Here is a 20916-nt window from a genome sequence, read left to right on the forward strand (position 1 = left end):
GTTTACGCTTCCTCAATTTGTTGACAGATATAATCACCCACTTCGCTAGTGGTTTTTGCGTTTGATCTATTATGACTTGGTAATAAATCTGCAGTTAATATGCCGTTGTCTAGAGCACTTGCTACTGCGTCTTCAATCGCTTTTGCAGCAGCATCTTCGTTTAAGCTATAACGTAGCATAAGTGCCGCAGATAAAATTTGGGCAATTGGATTGGCAATGCCTTTCCCTGCGATATCGGGTGCACTACCACCTGCAGGCTCATACATACCAAAACCTTGTTCGTTTAAACTTGCTGAAGGAAGCAAGCCCATGGAACCGGTGATCATGGCACAAATATCAGATAAAATATCACCGAATAAATTGGGACATAACATTACGTCAAATTGATTTGGATCGCGCACTAATTGCATGGCTGCATTATCAACATATAAATGTTCTAGTGTCACTTCTGGGTAGTCTACAGCAACTTCTTCAACCACCTGACGCCATAATTGGCTTGTGGCTAAAACGTTGGCTTTATCCACAGAAGTGACTTTGTTATTGCGTTTTTGTGCCGCTTGAAAGGCTAGATGAGCAATACGTTTGATTTCTCGACGTGAATAAAACATAGAATCAAAGCCAGTTTCTTCTTCGCCTTCGCCTTTACGACCTTTAGGTTCACCAAAATAAATGTCACCCGTTAATTCACGAATAACTAATACATCAAAACCTTGTGCTGAGATATCTTCACGTAAGGTTGATAGGCTTGATAAAGCAGGTTGCAACGTTGCTGGTCGCATGTTACAAAATAAATCAAAACGGCCGCGTAAACCTAATAATGCACAACGCTCTGGTTGTTCTGTTGGCGGTAAGTTTGCCCATTTAGGGCCACCGACACTACCAAATAAAATGGCGTCGCTTTCTTCACAACCTTTCATGGTTGAATCAGGTAGGGCATTACCGTGGTTATCAATGGCTGCACCACCAATATCATAATCTTTTGTGTTAATGACTATATTAAATTTTTTGGCTATGGCGGTTAATACTTTTTTGGCTTCAACCATGACTTCTGGGCCGATACCATCGCCAGCTAATACTGCTATGTTGGACATGTTTTCTATACCTTATAATTTTCTGTATTCTAACTTGGCTCAAAATATTTTAAACCAAGCTATGCTCTCTACTTATTTTGCGGCTTTAAGTTCCGCTATAGTTTTTGCTCTGTTAATACTATTTAATGCATGAATTAATGCTTGTCCAGAGGCCTCTATAACATCGGTAGCTAAACCGTAGCCATGAAAATTTCTTCCTTGCCAAGTGATTACTAAGTCGGCTTGACCTAAACCATCTTCACCAGAGCCTTTATTCGATATTTTATAATCACTGACTTCAAATTCTACATCAACCGCTTGTTTGATCGCTTGATAAAGTGCATCTACAGGGCCATTACCTGTGGCCGCATGTACCTTGCTAATGTCATCACCTGCTAAAAGTTTTATACTAGCGGTAGCAAATTCACCATCACCACACTGTACATTGATAGTATCTAAACGGTAATAATCCTGTGTGTCTTGTTGTTGAATATTAAACAACATAGCTTCTAAATCATCATCAAATACTTGGCCTTTTTTATCTGCCAATGCCAAAAAGTCAGCATAAAGTTGTTCAAGTTGATAATCGCTTTCTTTATAACCTAAACTTTCCATACGGTGCTTAATAACATGGCGACCACTGCGAGAGGTTAAGTTTAATTTAGTTTTAGCAATACCAACACTTTCTGGTGTCATAATTTCATAAGTATTACTAGCTTTTAACATACCATCTTGATGAATACCTGAAGAATGACTAAAAGCATTTCCGCCTACTATGGCTTTGTTTAGTTGCACAGGCATGTTGCATAAAGTGCTTACTAATTTAGAAGAGCGAGCGATTTCTTGGTGTTTAATATTAGTATGAACACCTAATAATGCTTCACGTGTTTTCATGATCATGGCAACTTCTTCTAATGAGCAATTACCTGCGCGTTCACCAATACCATTAATTGTACATTCAATTTGGCGTGCGCCAGCTTGAACAGCGGCCATTGAGTTAGCAACCGCTAATCCTAAATCATTGTGGCAATGCACTGAAATGACGGCTTTATCAATATTAGGCACACGATTAAATAAATTGGTTATGATGCCTTGAAATTCAAAAGGCAGGGTATAGCCTACGGTATCTGGAATGTTTACTGTGGTGGCGCCAGCGGTAATGGCTGCTTCAACCATACGGCATAAATTATCAATGGGCGTTCTACCCGCATCTTCACAAGAAAACTCAACGTCGTCGGTAAACTTTCGGGCGTATTTAACGGCATGTACTGCCATGGCTTGTACGTCAGAAAATTCTTTTTTTAATTTTTGCTGAACATGTACATCGGATGTAGAAATAAAAGTATGAATACGGAATTGGTCGGCTACTTTCAATGATTGAGCACAAGCATCAATATCGGCTTCAACAGCACGGGCTAAACCACACACTCGGGCATTTTTAATGGTACGAGCAATTTGTTGAACTGATTCAAAATCACCTGGAGATGATACTGGAAAGCCAACTTCCATAATGTCTACGCCTAAACGTTCAAGCGATAATGCAATTTGAAGTTTTTCATGTACCGATAAGCTAGCATTTAATGCTTGCTCGCCATCACGTAAGGTAGTGTCAAAAATAATGACCTTATCCTTAGACAATGAATCTTTTGAAGATGAAGTGCTCATATTTGTATCCTTTGTGTGTCTAATTTAGTTTATTAATATTGTAAAAGCTAACCAACGCATAGACGTAAAAAAACCCGCGTTGATTAGCGCGGGTTTTAGTGAATTCTTATTTGTGTATTCTTAGAGTTATCTCTTTTTGAGTAGTCTCTGAAAATGTTAATGAATAAGCAATAAAACCTAGCCGCGCACGTTAAGTACGAGGAGGAGGTTGAGGAGAACTTTATTCATTACTACTATCATTTGCTGACTTACTTTCCTGTGGTGTTATTTTTAATGATATTTAAATCAATTAAAAGCAACAAAACCAAATAACTATATAATATAGACCTATTAATAACGCATTTACTCAATTTTTGTCAAATGAAAGTTTTTAAAATGCTAGATGGTTTAGTTATATAGGTTAGTAATAAACAGATAAAAACAAATTAAAGGTAGGTTAAAGGTTGTATTCTATTTGTAGCGATGCATTAAACTCTGTGTCTTTATCAAGGTCATTTTTAAAACGTGATTGGCTAATATCACTAGAAAGTGTAAAACGCCAATGCTGATAATCATGCTGAATACTGGTTGATAACATCCACACTTGCTCGGCTATACTCGTAACACTATTACCTATAGTAGGCGTTTCTGGTGCTTTGTCGCTATTGTCATAGTTAAGATCTAAATAGCGTAATTTAGTCGTTAATCTTGTATTGGTATTCAGTTGTGAAATAGCACCTAAAACATAAGTTTTTGCATCATTATCATAGGTGCTTCCCAGTGTTCGGTTATAATAGCGCATACCTGTTACATAAGTTGAGTGTTCGTAGTAACAATCACCAATGTTATCTCTTTCACCGCAATCAGCTAAACTGTCAGTGAATTCAAAAAACACCGTAGTTGGTTTTTCTAAAATAGTTAAGTGTGCATCAAAGCCAAATTGAGGTTGGGCTTTGGTTAAATAGTTTAATTTTCCTTCTTTACCGTCTTCAGCAAATTTTTGTCCATAAATGCTCATGGGTATTTCAAATAAGTTAAAGCTATAGCGTAAATCATAACCTGCTTGTTGATTTGCAGGGTTAGGGTTGTTTTCATTACAAATGAGGTCGTCAACGCCACAGTTAGTTTTACCAATGAGAATATCGCTAAAGGTAGACATACTTTGTGAGTGTCCATCTCCCCCCCATTGCGCTAAGCGGGTTAGACCAATTTCTAGGTTTTTAAATGGTTTGAAATTGAGCCTAAAGCCCCATAATAAAGTATTTTTTATGGTGCGCTCGTCATCCATTTTCCCCATAAAACTGCTCACAGTCCAAGGAATATCAAATTCGGTAAACGGAATAACAAAGGGGATTGCGGATTTACGTGAAATACTCAATGCACTGATGGGTCTAGTATTGTTTGTTAAGCTTAAACTGGTGTCCCATGTAGGCCCATACCAACGATTTTGGCGACCATAGGATATAACCCAATTACCGATAAAAGCGGCGATATAGCTTTCATCAAAACGTAATTTATCACCATTGTTTGGGTTGCTAATATAGTTAGATACTATTTTTGCCGCAAAGTGCTCATACATAATACTGGAATGTAGAGCAATACTGTTTTTATTACTGGCAGCATCGCCAAAGCTGGTAAATCTTTTATCTTTTAATCCCACTTGAGACTTGATGCGGGTTTGATTTTTTTTTGCTAGCCTTAATTGATGATTTATATAATGGTATGCATCTTTTTGGTTAGGGGTTAATTCATCTTGGTCAATTCTTTTTAGATCACGTGATATATCGTGCCACATTAACGGGTAAGTTGTTACTGGTGTAAGAATATAACCTGTGTCTGCGAGTAATTGAATATTTGCCTTTAAATAAATATCTGAGGTGTCAATCCAAGGCTCTGCTGAGAGGTGCAAACTGATAAATAAAAGACTAAAAACAATTCGCTTTTTTAATAATAAAGATGAAAATAACATGTAGAAAAAGATCCATTGAATATTGGTAACGTTTGCATGTTTGATGCTGAAAAATAATCATTTGAAGAAAAAAGAGTATACGTGTTTTCATCATGATTATATAGGTTTAAAATGCTAACCTTTTTATGATGTTATTTTATAAGTTGCGGTGTTATGGCTGGTAAACATTACCTTTTTTATATTTCTCAAAATTATTCTTATGCTATTTTGCGCCCATTACAAGCGGCTATATTGGCTAGAGGTGATCAGGTTGCCTGGTTTTTAGAGGGAAATGAAGTTAATCATGAGTATTTGCAGGCCAATGAACAACAACTTAACACTATTTCACAGGTACAAGAATATAAACCAAAAGTTGTGTTTGTACCTGGTAATGTAGTTCCTGATTTTATTCCTGGTATTAAGGTTGGCATTTTCCACGGCTTTAATGCAGGAAAACGGAACAGACGAGGTTTTGAAGACCATTTTAATATTCGAGGCTGTTTTGATTTATATTGTACTCAGGGACCGAATACAACGTTACCATTTGAAGAGCTAGCAAAACAACATCAGCACTTTTCAGTAAAACAAACTGGCTGGCCAGCTTTAGATCCTCTTTTTGATTTATCTGCAATTAAAAAAAATATCAAACCAACTATTCTAATGTGCTCTACTTTTTCTCGTGCGTTAACTTGTGCTCCTCACTTGTTTGAAACAGTCAAAAAGTTAAGTGCAACAGGGAAATGGCAATGGTTGATTCAATTTCATCCTAAAATGCCTATTAACATAATTGAACAATATAAAAGTCTTGAAAGTGAGCATTTGTCATTTATTGAAACTGATAATGTTATTCCACTACTACAACAAGCTGATGTAATGGTTTGTGATACATCTTCGGTCTTAATGATGTTTCTTATGCAAAACAAACCTGTAGTAACGTTTGATAATATTGATCCTAAAGATTATATGATCAATATTACAGATAAAAATAAGCTTGAAGAAAGTATTGATTATGCTTTGTCTTATCCCAAGGAGTTGCAAGAAAAAATACAATCTTTTATTGATAATACTCATCCCTATATTGATGGTAAGTCTTCATTAAGGGTTTTGGCTGCTGCTGATGAACTACTAAACGGGGAAAACTTGCCGAAAAAAGCTAAACCTTTAAACGTATTAAGAGGTTTTAAAATGCGAAAAAAATTGAAATATTGGAAGTTTTGATACCTATAAAGATCTATTAAGCATCAATACTTGCAAACAGCATTTACAACATGTATTGAAAATATGTTTCCATATCTTGCACTGTTTTTGTATGAGACATTTTAGTGTTAATTGTGTTTTGTGCATTATCACTTAATTGTTTCAGTAATCCTCTGTCTTGAATTAATAATCGGAGACGATCAGCGATGGCTTTACCATTACCGATAGGCACAACATAGCCATTTATTTTATCTTCAATAATTTCCATAGCGCCTTCATTCGCTGAGGTGATAACAGGCGTTCCTACGGCTAATGACTCAAGTACCACCCTAGGCAATCCTTCTCGCTCAGACGGCAACACTAAGACATCACAAGCCTTAGCTATTTGTGGTACATCAGAGCGGAAACCTGTTTGTATTATTTTATCTGCCATGCCCGTGGCTTTAATATTGGTACTGTAGGGTTCGCAATCAAAATTATCACCAATAAGAATTAGCCTGATATTTTCGATATCAGAAAGCTCTTTCATCGCATCAAGCATATATTGCATGCCTTTTTGAGGTCTTGGGCTGCCGATACAAACAATATTAAAATTATCACTGTGAGTGTGTAAGTTATTTAATTCTATGGCTTGCTCTTGATACCAAGCTAAATCATGCCCTTTATAAATGGTTACTACTTTAGGTTGAATGCTATGACGCATTTTAGGTTTAACGTGTTTAGTCACTGCTTCAGACACGCAAATAACTCCGTTTATTCTAGGGTGTAGCATACAAAGGTAATTACTTGGGTCGGTTTTATACATACCACCTGAGGTGCCTCGATAAGCAATCATTTTTGCTTTAGTGCCTAGGCAACCAAATGCAGCATTAGGGATACCATTTGACTCAGTGGCGTAAACAACATTAATACCGTGTTGTTTGATATACTGGTGAATTTGCTTAATTACTGCCCAGCTGTGTTTCTTTAACGAAGCTAAAAAAACAATTTTTAAGCCAGCCTTTTTATATTTTTCCAGATAAGCATTAGTTTTACAGGTTAAAATGGTGACATCATGACCAGACTTTGCTAAATCTATATAACACTCAGCTTCAGGACGCACAGCATTGAATGAACGTCCACGATTTGGAATCACTAATATTTTCATGTGTTTATAATTTTAGGTTGTTGAAAGATAAGGTTATATTTAACTGTTATCCCCAACTATCCATAGAGCTGCGACGACGTGCAAAAAATCTAGGTAGAATTAGCCCTACAATTAGACCTATACCTAAGACAATAGCACCATTGAAAAACCATTGCTTTTTAATATTTGTGTCTTGGTCTTTAACCTTGTCTTCGGCTACTTTAAGTTGTTGTTGAGCTAGTTTTAATTCTGTTTGTAACTTTTCTTTTTCTTTAGTAAGTAAATTTAAGCTGTTTTTTACTTCATTAAGTTCGCCATCAAGCTTGGTACTATAATCACTTCCACTGGCTAGTTTGCCGTTAAGGTCGGCCACGACAAAGCGTAATCCAGGCTGACGTGTAATATATTTCGTTTCTACCCAAGTTATTCTGTTTTTATCATCAATAATTTCACTGTAATCATTCGATTCTTGGCCAGTCGTTTGTATTTGAGCACCCGCGTTGATAGTACCCAAAATACGATAATTAGTGCCTGGGCCAGCATGCATAAAAATAGTCAGATCGTCTGAAATGTAACCTTGTTGATTTTCTTGTGCATGAGCAGTAAATACTGAAACAAACAGGATAAAAAAACTGACGGTATTTTGCTTAATTGCTTTTTTTATAAATAGGCTAAAAATATTCATGGAACAACCATTAGGTAAAAGTAAATCATTGAAAAGGAGATATTATGTGTTTGGCGACTTTATATCAAGCTAAGATTAGGAATCCTTTGGTCTGTTGACAAACAAAGTGTATCCTGTGCAGTAAATAACCCTTGTAAAATGAAAATTTGAATTAGATGAATACAGAAATAGAGCTAAAATATCAGTTGTCAGAAAATGTTGACGAAAATAATTCGGTGGTTGCAAATATCACTAATATGCTAATGGCAGAAAATTATTCCTTTGAAATGCATCAATATCAGTTAATTAATGATTATTTTGATAATGATGATTTAGATTTAAGAAAAATAGATTTTGGTTTGCGCATTCGAGCTAAAACCATACTCAATAAAAAAGATAAAAATCAGCCTCATTTCTTTGAACAAACAATAAAAACGGCTGGCAACGTTATTGATGGGTTGCATAAACGACCTGAATACAATGTTGATATTCTAAATAGTCAATTAAACCTAGCACTTTTCCCCGTTAATATTTGGCCAGCAGGAACTAATATTGACCAATTACAGCGAAGTTTGCATGTGATCTTTTCCACTAATTTTACTAGACAAACATGGCTTATTCATCAAGGTAAGAATGTGATTGAACTTGCCCTTGATCTAGGTGAAATTTGTACGTTGAAGGGCGAACCTAAGTTATATATTAACGAGATAGAAATTGAATTAGTCAGTGGTGATGAACAAGCGCTATTTTTGCTGGCAAAGCAATTAAAAGAGATTGTCTCAATGGAGCCTTCAAACGTGAGTAAAGCGGCACGCGGCTATAGCTTGTATTATGATGAAATAACAGCAAGTTAATTAGCTATAGAAAACTCTATACCGCAGTTTTAGTTTAACTGCTTTTAAGTTATGGCCGTGCCTATATTCTTATTAAGCTCAAGCCGTTAACTTTTACTTACTTTCGGTTGTATTGACATGCTCAATTAATTCGTCCATTAATTTTCTTTTAATTTCAAGTTGTTGCTCTGCTTTTAAACCATATTTTTCAGCGAGTACTTGGTAATCATCGGGTGCTAAACTAACGGTAAGGCGAGGGCGTTTAGGACGCTTGTTAATAGCAAGCCCTAAAATATCACGAATTTGATCTGAAGGGCTTAAACCAGCGTCAAGGGCTTGTTTTCTAATTGATAGTTGTATTTTTTCATCCATATCAAAAGCGACCTGAACCGCTTTGATTGCTTTGATTGAAGATTGCCATTTTTCAGGCATTTTTTTAGTCATGAGTGTCTCTAATTATGTCACTTTTCATTTATGAAGCCGAGCTCAGGTTTATTAGAATGGGTATCATTAACTTGCTGGATACATGTCAACTATATCGGTTAATGGTCTGAAAATGGTTAGGAAAACATCAGTATCACCATCTTGCCATACCTCAATATCAATGCCTTTGCTCTGATCTTCATTATATAAGGTATACAGCTCAAATTGTTCCCCGCTGTCTTTACCTTCGTAGGCACTCAGGTTTTCGCTGCGATGATCTTTTCGATGAAAATAACCTACTTTTGCAAACACATTTTGTTGATATTGCTCGCTAGTCCAACTCGTTGTTAAGTTGTTATCTGCTTGCTTCTCTAAAAATGCTTGTCCAGGTTCATCAAAAATTTGAGAAAAGGAATCTAAATCAAATAAAGTTTCTACGTCTTCATGCTCAATTTTTAAGGCAAATTTAAGCTCTGTTGTATCGTCAACGTCTAATGTTAGAAATAATAAAAGGTCATTACTACCTTGTAATGTCCATTCTGTTTGAGTTTCTTGCTCATATTCATAACTGTTTACTGCCGTAACTTGTAGCTGTTGGTTACGCAATGTTTCAGGTAATGCAAAACTGTCAGTTAATACAATAATATCTCCCACTAAAAGTTGGTTTACATGGGTTAACTTACGTTGTTCCTGCTTGTTTTTATTGAAAATTTTTTTAAAAAAACTCATAAAATACCTTTAGTTAGAAAACAGTTACGAGTAAAAAGCTACGAGTAGTAAATTACAGCAATTTACTACTCAATATTTAATTTTACTCGTTGTTCAGCTACTTGTTATGCTTATTTCTGTTTCGCTTTAATTCGATCAAGTACTGAGTTAGCGCTACTATCTTGAGAGCCAATACCTGCGGCTTTCAATTGTGCTGCCAATGATGTGTCCGAGTTTTCAGATTCAAGCACTTCTGCCGCTTTCATTTTATCATCAAATTTTTGTTGTTTTGCTTTAATTCGTTCTAATGAGTCTTTAGCACTTAACAGTTTTGAGTTACTTGATGAAAAGTTATCAGTAATTGCCGAAGTTGCTTTTTGTACGCTTTCTGTGGTTTTTACCATAGATAATTGGCGTTTATGCTCGCTTACTTGGCGTTCACTTTTTTTAACCAACTCTTTTAATCTTTCAGCATTGCCTGCAAAGCTGTCGTGAGCTTGTTGTTGTGCTGCTAAGCTACTTTCTAAGTTGGCAATTTTTTCGGCTACTGCAAGGGCTAATGCTTCATCGCCTTTTTCAAGCGCTTGTCCAGCGTAACCTTCATGCTCATTTATTTCTTTTTCTAAACGAGTTACTTCACGTTGTGCGGCCATTTGCTCAGCCATAACGCCAGTTAAGTCACGTTTTGCTTTCGTTAAATGATTTTCTGCATCACGAATTTCTTGTTCAAAAATGCGGGTTGCATTGGCATCTATAATTGCTTCACCAGCTTCTGAAGCACCACCACGAATTGCCGTCATAATTTTTTTAAATATACTCATTTTATTCTCCTAATAAGATAACCTACAAAATAACCACATGGTTAAAGTAGGTAGTCGCTCATATCATCAATAACTTCTAAGGCGTTATTGTTTAATACAGCCAATTCGTGCTCGATATCATTAAAGCTTGAGTTAATGGAAAGTGCGCCAAAAATAACATACTTATCACCAATTTTAGAAAAAGATGATAATGGCATTGGTATGTTCATTTCTAACATGCTCTCGTGCATTGCAGCAACACTGTTAGGTTTGACTTCCTCAATACCCCAAAGGTAGCTGATGCATAAAATTTGGTCATCTGTTACAGAAACAAAAATGGGTAATTCTTCTCTTCCTAAAATAGTGACTTGCAGTACATCAACTTCACCAGAAATAGGTTGGCAGTCAAAGTTCATCCCTGTTTCTGAATTGTCGGCCAAACTATTTAAATGATCGGCTATAGTATGAATATTCATGTATTTCCTATCCTTAATTATTTACTTATAGATGACATAATATGTCAACGAGGTTAAATTTATCATCTTGACATATTATGTCAAGTGTTTTTTTTCTGTTGTTTTTTACTAAGGTGTCATTTTTATCTTTTCTTGCGTTGATTTATTGAATCCCTTGTTGGTTTTGCCAAGCTTGTTGATGTAATTGATAAAGCGTATGACTTCCTAATGTATTTACGCCAATATTCTCAGTATTATTATAGAAATCATTCGGGAAAATAAAAGCAGCTTTTAATAAATCTAAATTCAGCCATGTAGGTTGTATGGGGAGTTGTTCTAATTTATTCAACCTTACTAATGGACTTGCCCCCATTTTAGCCGCGATAGTCCAACCCCATTCACCAAAACTTGGTACATTGTCGTGGTATTGCTGTACATGAGGAAATTTAGCTGCTTTTAATGTTTTTCCTATTGAAATAAATGATCCTTTTGCGTGATAAGGGCTTGTCGATTGAATGGCAATTAAACCATCGCCAGCGAGTAATTGCTTTAATCTAGCATAAAAATTAACCGTGTAAAGTTTGTTCAAATCAGGATGGCTTGGATCAGGTAAATCAACAATAATAGCGTCGAATACTTGCCCTGATTTTAGTAATTCATTAATGGTTATAAAAGCATCGCTACGCAAAATAGTAACGCGGTCATCCTGTAAACTACCTTGATTCATATAACTAATTTTTTTAGCTAAACTCGGGCTTACATGCGCTTTTGGGTTTTGAAAAATATCAATTAATTCACTGTCTAAATCTATTAAGGTAACGCTGTCAGGTGAATATTTCAATACATCTCGAAGTGCTAAACCATCACCACCACCGACAATTAATATATTGTTATGACGTGCGGAGCCAGCGAGAACAGGTGCAACTAAATAGTCGTGATATATATGCTCATCAATAGATGAAAACTGCAAACGACCATTAATATAAAAGTTAATAATGCTTTTCTGTGCTTGGCCAAATTGCGTATTGGTAGAATTAACCCCCATGTTTCGTTCGGTAAAGGTAAGTTGCTGGTAGCGTGTTTTTTGACTATGTACGACTTTATCTAAATACAGCACACTATTCATTTGATTAAGCCATTGGTTACCATAATTAAACATTAAAACAATAATGGCCGCTAGTAGTATGTGCGCACCAACAAAAGTTTTTCGCCAGTGTAATGCTTGCCAATAACGCATAATAAAAAAAGCACCAGCTATCAGATTTAGGCTAGCGGTTAATGCAGCGGCTTTACTTATATCAATACTTAATAAAAATATTACCCATATAGCAGCACCTACCCCCGCGCCAATGTAATCAGCGCCATAAATTGTTCCTAAATTGTTTGCTAAATGTTGGCCATGAATTTGTTCTCGTATACGGGCAATTAACGGTATTTCCATACCAATAAAAAAGCCTAAAATAACACCAAAAAAGTAGGGGCTTTTTAACGCTAAAAAACTTAACGCGTTAAAAATACCACCTTGGGGTAGCATATCTGGGGGTAGTGATAACATATCGGCGATAACATGAGGCAGGGTTTGGGTAAACGCAATCAGTGCACCAATAAACAAAATAGCACTGGAGCCCAGTAAGGCAATAATTAATTCTAAATATACAAACCCATTAAAGGCACAATGTACTTTACGGGCAGCAAAAGCACCTAACCCCATAGAAACTATCATTAAGCCTATCATGGTATAAATGGTGCTTTCCATTACACCTAAAACTCTACCAGCGTAATGTGAAAGTAAGTATTCATAGATTAAACCACAGCCAGCTAAAACAGCCATCGTTAAGATTAACAATGTGTCATCAAGCAAACGGGAGTTTTTTGAAATCATATAAAAAAGTGAGTATGTGAGGGGCTACCAAGGTAGTAAATTTTCAGTTACGAGTGTTATTCTATTCACTACTCGTAACTGAAACAGTGTGTTTTATGCCATTAGCGCAGTTAAAATAAGTGCAATTGAAATACTTGTTGCCATTTCAATACTCGCAACGCCAATATTATGTTGTTGATCTACTTCTTCAACTAAATTTATTCCCCATAATACAATGCGTTTTGCTAATGTTGTTAAGATTGAAACCAGTAAAGTCATGATAATGCCAAATACCAGCCAACCAAGTAGGTTATTCACTAAGGTTGCAGGGCTATAAATAATAAAATGACTTGCTGCTGTAACGGCTAGGGCAGTACTAATTACTTGGCCACTGTATCGAATAGCTAATGCGAGTTGCCCTTCACTTAACGCTTCTTGTAAACAGTCTTCTTGATTGTTTTTTGCGTAGCGACTCTCACGGATTCTTGTCACCAAAATTAACACGGCTTGCGCAACAACAAAACCACTGGTGATAGCAATAAAGGTTGATATATCTAAACCATCAACCCAAAGGAGAACCGCACGAATAATAATGGCTGTAGCAATTGCGCCCGCGGCATCAATAATGCCAATACTAAGGTTTTTTTCTTTTATTAATTCTGTTTTGTTTAAATGTTGAAGCGCTACTTTATCTTGAATAATACGGCCTATTTTAATTAAGATTAAGCCATATGTTCCGTATGCTAGCATACCAATAACTTCCATTAGATAACTGGGGGCATTTTCACCTGTAATTGCGCCAGTTAATACAATTCCTAAAGCCAAAATACTACCCGCAACACTAACACCAAAAGCAAAATTATCTTTATGAGCTAATTCTTCGGTGCTATTCACTTGGCTTGTTAGCCCTAATAAAAAGCGCATAGCGCCTAATAGTATAATGGCAATGGTGATATCTATAGCTAAAAAAACGAGTAGTTCTTGATTCACACCAACGAGTTCAATTAATGAATTTATCATGTTTTCTTTTCCTATTACCTGTTATTTTCCACGTCGAAAGCCACGTGATGTGTTGGTATTTGAGTTTCTAAAGCTTGAATTTTTACTTTTGCTTGCATAACTACTTTTCTTAACTGTGTTGCTACGAAAGCGATTTGCACTGGTTTGTGCTGTTTTACTTTTACCGGATAAGCTTGAAGAGCCTGTCCTGTTTTTGCTGTATGGACTTGCGTATTTTTTACCTTGGTTAGTAAAAGATTTTTTTGTACGTTCATCAAGCTTTGTTTGATTCTTGAGTTGACTAGGAGAGCTGTAACGCGTTCTACCATAATCATTGTAGTAGCTATAATTGCGGCTTCTGCCCCAGTCATTGTAATAAGTGCGGCGGCCAAATAAGTCACCCATCATTGAGTACATGCCATACCATGCCCAAAATGACATACCATTACTACCTGTTTGCCAGTGACCATAGTTTGGATTGCCGATGAGTTGTTCACCAGTACCAAAGTCTTGTGCATTGTTGGCTTGTTGACTTTGTGCTTTTGATAAGGCATTTATTCGAGGTAATTGCCCATCAGACATGTCAGCTAACACGTTAAGAGGATCACTTAATGCGTCTGAATATAGTGTTGTATCAGCGGCTTGGTAAATATTGAGTAATTCATCGTAAAGTGCTTGGCTTGATGCAAACATTTGTGGTTGATTTTTTACCGTGTTAATGCGATCAAGTAATGCCAAATACATGGGGCCTTGTGTGGTCGCATCTTTTTTGAATTCATTAATTAATGGGGTTAATTCGGGCTTTAGCACCGCCACTTTTTTCGCATATTGCTTTATTAAGGTTGCATTACGCACTTGGTCATTGTTTAAAGCATCACCTAACTGTGTAACTCTTTGCTCAGTAATTGGCAGTTGTTGTAATGCTTGTTCTTTAATTGGATCGCCACAAGCAGCCAATAAAAAAATAACTACCACTAACATTGATCTAGTGCATATACTCTTTAAATACTGTTGAGGAAAAGGGGTTGTTAGCCTTTGCATTACTGCCATCATCTCCATAAAAATGCTATGTTATTCTCAAGTTAGTGTCATAGTAATAGCATTGTTGACATATTATGTCTATTATCTTGACCGTTATATTTTAAATAAAAGTTTAAATAAAAATATCACATATTAAAGGAACGCTTTTGTCTATTCTTACTTTATCACCGCATCATGATAATAACTTACTTGAGCAGCAGCAACAAAAAAGTTGGCAGCAATTTAGTCAACAGCACCCCAACAGTTATCAAGCGTTAGCATCTCAGCAACTCGAGCACTTTAAATTAGCGATTACGTTAAGTGATTTTATCTTAACAAGTGCGCTACAAGCCCCTGAGTTAGTGATTGATTTATTTGTAAGTAAAAGTGTATACCTACAAGAAACACCTGATTATGCTAGCTTGCTTCAAGCGTTATTAGAAAATTGTCAAAGCGAAGAGCAGCTACACCGTTTATTGAGACGCTTTCGTTTACAGCAAATGGTTAATATTGCGATTGCAGATTTGGTTTTGAATATCGCGCTAGAGTATTCATTGGAAAGATTATCACAACTTGCCGATGCTTTAATTCAAGGGAGTCTTAATTGGCTAACAGAGTTTTGTCAGGATAAGTGGGGAGTTCCTACTAGTAAATCAGGCGATATTCAACCTTTGCTGGTGTACGGTATGGGTAAGTTGGGAGGGAAAGAATTGAATTTTTCTTCTGATATTGATCTCATTTTTGTTTATCCACATAGCGGAGAAACACAAGGATGCCGACGCAGCTTAGACAACCAGCAATTTTTTACACGCTTAGCGCAAAAATTAATAAGCTCATTGCATCAACAAACGGCTGATGGTTTTGTTTACCGCGTAGACATGCGCTTAAGGCCTTTTGGTGAAAGTGGCCCTTTAGTGCTAACGTTCAGTGCAATGGAAGATTATTATCAAGAGCAAGGTCGTGATTGGGAACGCTATGCTATGCTAAAAGCTAGAGTTATCCCTTCTATAGTAAAGACTCCCCTAAAAGAGGCTTCGATCAATGAAGAACAAAGCTATCATCAACAACTCTCAACATTATTGAAACCCTTTGTTTATCGTCGTTATATTGATTTTAGTGTGATTGACAGTTTACGTAAAATGAAAAGCATGATTTCACAAGAGGTACGGCGTAAGCAATTAGTTAACAACATTAAATTAGGGGCTGGTGGTATTCGAGAAATTGAATTTATTGTTCAAGTTTTTCAGTTGATTCGTGGTGGTAGGGTAAAAGAGCTACAACAACGAAACCTGTTAACAGTGTTACCTGAATTAGTGATCTCTGGTGAAATAGAAGAAGAAAGCAAAATTGTTTTACAAAATGCGTATTGCTTTTTGCGACGCGTGGAAAATATATTACAAGCGTTAGCGGATAAACAAACGCAAACATTGCCCGATCATACGCTAGACAAACAACGGCTGTTGTATGTACTTAACATTGATAGTTGGGATGGTTTTATTCAAATATTGCAGGGGCATATGGACAGTGTGCATGAAAAATTTGAAGAATTAATTGGTATTGAAGGCCCAAATAATCAAACCGAAGATCAACACTGGAGTGTGCTGTGGAATAGCCGTTGGAATGATGAAGAGTCTATCGCTTGGATTGAACAAGAGTTAGTAAAGCAAAATACCTGCACATGGAGCAGCAATAGCGTTTGGCATTTATTAGTCGACTTTAGAGAAGATGTGAGTAAACGCAGTATTGGCAGCAGAGGTAGGCAAGTATTAGACAAATTAATTCCTGCCCTTATTTGCCATATTCAGCAGGCAAAACAAGCAGAATTTGTACTTGAACGTGTGTTACATGTGTTTAAAAAAATAGTCACTCGTACTGCTTATTTGGAATTGTTATTTGAAAATGAAGGCGCACTTAAACAGCTTATTCAATTATGCCAAGCCAGTAGTTGGGTAGCTGATTATATTGCCAAATATCCAATTTTATTAGATGAATTAATTGATCCAACCTTGTTACACAACCCGCCAAAACTTTCGGCATATGGACTAGAGTTACGTGAAAGTATGTTACGTATTCCAGAAGAAGATCTTGAGGCACAAATGGATGCCCTACGTCTTTTCAAACAGTCACAACAGTTACGCATAGCAGCAGCAGATATTGCTCAAGTGTTAGATGTGAAAAAAGTAAGTCAACATTTAACGGCTTTAGCTGAAGCCATTATTAATGAAGTTATTAATATTGCTTGGCAACAAGTTGCTAATCGTTTTGGTGTGCCTAAATCAACCCTTGATATTGGCAGTAAAGGCTTTGCCGTTATTGCTTATGGTAAAACAGGAGGTAATGAACTGAGTTACGGCTCTGATCTTGACCTTGTTTTTGTTCACCATAGCCCCGAAGGTGATGAAACAACAGGTTTAGTCAACGGTGATAAAGTGGTAGTTGCAAGCCAATTTTATATGAAATTAGCCCAGCGCATCATGCATATTTTTAATACGCGCATGAATAGTGGTATTTTATATGAATTAGATATGCGTTTGCGCCCTTCGGGTAATTCAGGTGTGCTAGTTATTCACATCAATACCTTTGGCCAATATCAGCAGCAAGATGCATGGACATGGGAGCATCAAGCACTTGTTCGAGCGCGTCTTGTGTATGGAAATGAAATCATTGCAAATGAGTTTAAAGCGATTCGTGAAAAAATATTGAGCAAAAAAAGGGAGCTTACAAAATTAAAGACTGAAGTAAGTGAAATGCGCGAAAAAATGCGTAAGCATCTTGATAAATCTGCAGGTGATCTTATTGATATTAAACAAGGCGAAGGAGGTTTGGTTGATATTGAATTCTTAGCACAATACCTAGTGTTAGCTCACAGCAACGAGCACCATAGTTTAATGGAGCATTGCAATAATGTGAGTATTTTTAAATCATTAGCGGCACTTGAAATCTTAAGTCAAACAGAACAAAAGTTGCTGGTGAATACTTATCAGCAACTTAGAGACTATGGACACAAAGCAACATTACAAAATGAAGCACTGTTAATAGATAAGTCTTTATTAATAAATCAGAAAGATGTTACTCAGTTATGGACTAAGTTCTTATAGTGCTTTTGGTTTTGTATAGGGTCAATTCATTATAAAAATGGGATATATTGAATGATGAATGCTTATTTTAAAAATAAACATTCATCGTTAAGGTACGTTGGAGGCTCACTAATAAAAACGATTGTTCGTTGGCGGTAACAAAAATATGTATTTATACCCTCTGGAAAATGGCCAGATATACCTCTGCCAATTTGACTAGCTGTTTTTAAAAGATTTTTATTAATACGAAAAGGATCTTTAACAATAAAGTCTTTATTGAGCCACCATATTATTTCTACTCCCTCATCAGCCGCATATTCCGTTATTTTTTGATAAAGGGTTTCTCCTTTTCTAAACGTTCTAGATACTTTAGTTCCACTCCAATTTTTGCGAAAAGGGCGAACCATCATTTCTTTTGCTTGTAATAAATTGACTAAATCACCTTCAGGGTCGGGTAAAAAAATAATGTTATTTCTTACCTTTCGTTTGCTGTCATCACCATAAATTTTAGCATAAAATTTAGAGAGCCCTTCTGCAGCGGCATTGGTAGACTTTTTACCTTGTTGATATTTTACTTTTACCTTTTCTTTTTCAGCGTTAGCCGATGCTTCTTTTAGTTCTTCAACGTCTACAGTTGTTGTTTGGTTATCTTCTGTTGTTAACGAAAGGAGCAGATCTTTGTTCAGGAAAAAAGCTACACCGAGCCCAATCAAAATAATAGCGATAATCGCATTTCTAATCCAAAAACCCATAATAATTAAATATCCAATGATTAACTATCCTGCTTATACCATACAAAATAGTTCCAACTTTATCAAAGCATTAAATTTTAACACTATTTGTATACTGAAGGTGCATTGGGATCAGGACGAGTTTTAAAACGTCTATGTAACCACATATACTGGTCCGGTTTACGTAAAATTGCCTTTTCCACTTCTTGGTTTACACGTGTGGCATCATTAATATCATCATCCGTGGGAAAGTTATCTAACGCAGGTGTAATTTCAATACTATAACCACTGCCATCATCATGCCGTTTTGGTATTAGCATAAAAGTTTTAGTTTTAGGCTGTCGAGCAAATATAAGGGTACCTGTGGTAGTAGCGGTTTCCTTTACATTAAAAAAAGGAACAAATACGCTGCGGTTTCTGCCGTAATCTTGATCGGGTAAATACAAGCAAGAATCTCCAGCCCTGATCGCCTTTATTAAGCCTTTAACATCTCGTTTTCCTAGCATGTATTTATTTGATCTTCCGCGACCTCTAAATTGAAAAAATTCCATCAGTGGGTTATTGTGCGGGCGATAAAAAATAACTAAAGGATGATGAAGACCAAAACCTCGGCCTATGATTTCAGCTGATAAATAATGCATTGCTAACACATAAATGTTGTAGCCTGCCTGCTTGGCATTTTCTATATGCTCTAACCCCGTTACGGTAAATTTTCGTTTTACTCGCCAATCAGGCCACCACCAGCCCATGCCGGTTTCAAAAAGAGCAATGCCTGTATTTTCAAAATTTTTCTTTAATATTTTATTGCGTTCTTGCTCAGTCATTTCAGGAAAACATAGCTTTAAATTAACGTCTGCTACATGTTTTCTTTTTGAGCCTATTTTGAATAGTAGGCGCCCCAACAGTCGCCCTAAGCTTAACTGCCATTTGTAAGGTAACCATGAAATGCTATAGAGAATAAAAACACCAACCCAAGTTAACCAATATTTAGGTAATAAAAAAGTTAATTTAAAATCAGGCTGTAATACTTTATTTCTGCTCACAGTACATTCTCTTGGTTAAGTACGTAAAAATTGCTGTGGCTGATTATATAGGCTTACCATAGATTTATGAAAGAAGAACCTGTTGTTTTTATTAAAAAGTACAGTGAAGCTTGTGATATTTTCCAGTAGAATAGATTCATCGTTGTTATAGCCATCACTACAAACCAAGTTAAGAACAGTCAATGAATAATCAAGTACAGCACAAAGGAACAGAGAAAGACATTGAGCTAATTATCGGTAATTCTAACTCAAATTTTTCGGGTGTAACGTCTACCATGTTACAACTGTTATCTACGCAACAAAAACTCATTAATTTACGAGTGATGGGAAAACATCATTTGCCTGATGAGTCTCTCAATATTACTTTTTGGCAAGTAGTAAAATTATGTAAACAGCCTTTGGCTGAAGGCCGTGTTAGAATTTTTCATGCACGTCGGGTTGATGAAATGATACAAGCGTTATTATTAAAACATCTATTTAGAGCCAAAATAAAAATAGTTTTCAGTAGTGCTGCACAACGTCACCGTAGTGGTTTTACACTGTGGTTAACTGACAGAATGGATGCTTTGTTAGCAATGTGCAAAGCCTCTGCGAGTTATTTACATCGTAAGCCCGATGCTATTATTTATCACGGTGTTAAAACTGATGTTTATATTCCACCCGAAGATAAAGAAGCAGCGTGGCAAGCGCTTAATATTTTACCTAAATCAATTAAAAAAGGTAAAAAGGGCATTGCTATATTAGGCCGAGTGCGGGAACAAAAAGGTGTACATTTATTTGTTCGAAGCTGTATTGAGTTGCTTGATAAATATCCAGATTATACCGCAGTGGTTGTTGGCTCTATTAGCGCAAGCAATGAAAACTTTGTTAAAGGTTTGCAGGTAGAAATTGACAAAGCAGGCTTGTCAGAGCGTATAGTTTTTGCTGGTGAGCAAAATTTTGCCGACATTCCAAAAATATTCAGTGCATTGTCATTGGTTGTTGCCTTAAGTGATAACGAAGGATTTGGTTTAACAATTCTTGAAGCCATGAGTAGTCAAGCTGCTGTGTTGGCTAGTGAAGCTGGAGCATGGCCTGAAGTTGTACGCGAAGGTGTTGATGGTTATGTTGTACCCGTGAACGACTTACCCGCCGTAGTTGAGAAAATGGATGTATTATTGAGTGACCAAGAAAAATTAACTCAAATGGGGATAAATGGTCGAGAGCGAGTGCTTGAGCATTATTCAGTACAACGAGAAGCTAAACAATTAGTCGATTTTTTTAGAAGTTTAATGAATTAAAAAATAGTGATAAATGCTTTTTGTAAAGTAATCCGCC

Annotated in this window: 18 protein-coding genes; 4 read left to right on the forward strand and 14 right to left on the reverse strand. The window is 36.3% G+C overall.

Translation table 11 applies throughout. The features are described from left to right. Positions 1-2: 2 nt before the first annotated feature. From leuB to ACE1OF_RS03780, 3 genes are all read right to left on the reverse strand, one after another. Entirely contained in the window at positions 3-1091 is a 1089-nt protein-coding gene (leuB, locus tag ACE1OF_RS03770; protein ID WP_448892901.1) for a 3-isopropylmalate dehydrogenase, read from the reverse strand. Positions 1092-1163: 72 nt separating this feature from the next. Beyond that, positions 1164-2735: a 2-isopropylmalate synthase gene (gene leuA / locus ACE1OF_RS03775; RefSeq protein WP_448892902.1), complete on the reverse strand. Its 1572-nt coding sequence runs from the start codon at positions 2733-2735 to the stop codon at positions 1164-1166. A 436-nt stretch (positions 2736-3171) separates the two neighbouring features. Continuing rightward, positions 3172-4683 carry a capsule assembly Wzi family protein gene (locus tag ACE1OF_RS03780; protein WP_448892903.1) on the reverse strand — a complete coding sequence of 504 codons (1512 nt, stop codon included), beginning with the start codon at positions 4681-4683 and terminating at the stop codon, positions 3172-3174. Between the two features lie 153 nt (positions 4684-4836). Between ACE1OF_RS03780 and ACE1OF_RS03785 the strand changes: the two genes are divergently transcribed. After that, positions 4837-5880: a CDP-glycerol glycerophosphotransferase family protein gene (locus ACE1OF_RS03785; protein ID WP_448892904.1), complete on the forward strand. Its 1044-nt coding sequence runs from the start codon at positions 4837-4839 to the stop codon at positions 5878-5880. A 43-nt stretch (positions 5881-5923) separates the two neighbouring features. Here the strand turns inward: ACE1OF_RS03785 and ACE1OF_RS03790 are convergent, their stop codons facing one another. Next, positions 5924-7006 (reverse strand): glycosyltransferase family 4 protein, encoded by a 1083-nt coding sequence (locus ACE1OF_RS03790; RefSeq protein ID WP_448892905.1) that lies wholly within the window; start codon positions 7004-7006, stop codon positions 5924-5926. A 46-nt stretch (positions 7007-7052) separates the two neighbouring features. Further along, positions 7053-7670, reverse strand: a complete 618-nt coding sequence (locus tag ACE1OF_RS03795; protein ID WP_448892906.1) for a TIGR04211 family SH3 domain-containing protein — start codon at positions 7668-7670, stop codon at positions 7053-7055. Positions 7671-7825: 155 nt separating this feature from the next. Here ACE1OF_RS03795 and ACE1OF_RS03800 point away from each other — a divergent pair, with 155 nt between their 5' ends. Then, entirely contained in the window at positions 7826-8503 is a 678-nt protein-coding gene (locus ACE1OF_RS03800; protein ID WP_448892907.1) for a CYTH domain-containing protein, read from the forward strand. A gap of 93 nt (positions 8504-8596) precedes the next feature. Here the strand turns inward: ACE1OF_RS03800 and ACE1OF_RS03805 are convergent, their stop codons facing one another. The 7 genes from ACE1OF_RS03805 to ACE1OF_RS03835 all read right to left on the reverse strand — a co-directional run bounded on the left by ACE1OF_RS03805 (position 8597) and on the right by ACE1OF_RS03835 (position 14769). After that, entirely contained in the window at positions 8597-8926 is a 330-nt protein-coding gene (locus ACE1OF_RS03805) for a hypothetical protein (protein ID WP_448892908.1), read from the reverse strand. A 66-nt stretch (positions 8927-8992) separates the two neighbouring features. Beyond that, positions 8993-9634, reverse strand: coding sequence for a hypothetical protein (locus ACE1OF_RS03810; RefSeq protein ID WP_448892909.1), 642 nt, complete (start codon positions 9632-9634; stop codon positions 8993-8995). Between the two features lie 110 nt (positions 9635-9744). After that, entirely contained in the window at positions 9745-10434 is a 690-nt protein-coding gene (locus tag ACE1OF_RS03815) for a PspA/IM30 family protein (protein ID WP_448892910.1), read from the reverse strand. A 41-nt stretch (positions 10435-10475) separates the two neighbouring features. Next, positions 10476-10889: a YjfI family protein gene (locus ACE1OF_RS03820; RefSeq protein WP_448892911.1), complete on the reverse strand. Its 414-nt coding sequence runs from the start codon at positions 10887-10889 to the stop codon at positions 10476-10478. A 142-nt stretch (positions 10890-11031) separates the two neighbouring features. Further along, a complete protein-coding gene (locus ACE1OF_RS03825) occupies positions 11032-12750 on the reverse strand; it encodes a polyamine aminopropyltransferase (protein ID WP_448892912.1) in 1719 nt (572 codons plus the stop codon). A gap of 93 nt (positions 12751-12843) precedes the next feature. After that, positions 12844-13746: a DUF350 domain-containing protein gene (locus tag ACE1OF_RS03830; protein WP_448893005.1), complete on the reverse strand. Its 903-nt coding sequence runs from the start codon at positions 13744-13746 to the stop codon at positions 12844-12846. 24 nt (positions 13747-13770) lie between these two features. Continuing rightward, the gene (locus ACE1OF_RS03835) at positions 13771-14769 is read right to left on the reverse strand and encodes a hypothetical protein (protein ID WP_448892913.1); all 999 of its coding nucleotides are present in this window, start codon (positions 14767-14769) and stop codon (positions 13771-13773) included. 146 nt (positions 14770-14915) lie between these two features. On the opposite strand from ACE1OF_RS03835, the gene glnE reads away from it, so the two are divergent. Next, on the forward strand, positions 14916-17846 hold the full coding sequence (glnE, locus tag ACE1OF_RS03840) for a bifunctional [glutamate--ammonia ligase]-adenylyl-L-tyrosine phosphorylase/[glutamate--ammonia-ligase] adenylyltransferase (RefSeq protein ID WP_448892914.1): 2931 nt from the start codon (positions 14916-14918) through the stop codon (positions 17844-17846). Between the two features lie 62 nt (positions 17847-17908). On the opposite strand, the gene ACE1OF_RS03845 is transcribed toward glnE, so the two are convergent. After that, a complete protein-coding gene (locus tag ACE1OF_RS03845; protein WP_448892915.1) occupies positions 17909-18577 on the reverse strand; it encodes a TcpQ domain-containing protein in 669 nt (222 codons plus the stop codon). 83 nt (positions 18578-18660) lie between these two features. Continuing rightward, a complete protein-coding gene (gene lpxL, locus ACE1OF_RS03850; protein ID WP_448892916.1) occupies positions 18661-19599 on the reverse strand; it encodes an LpxL/LpxP family Kdo(2)-lipid IV(A) lauroyl/palmitoleoyl acyltransferase in 939 nt (312 codons plus the stop codon). Between the two features lie 182 nt (positions 19600-19781). Here lpxL and ACE1OF_RS03855 point away from each other — a divergent pair, with 182 nt between their 5' ends. After that, entirely contained in the window at positions 19782-20879 is a 1098-nt protein-coding gene (locus ACE1OF_RS03855) for a glycosyltransferase family 4 protein (protein ID WP_448892917.1), read from the forward strand. Positions 20880-20916: the final 37 nt, after the last annotated feature.

Source organism: Colwellia sp. E150_009 (assembly GCF_053543955.1).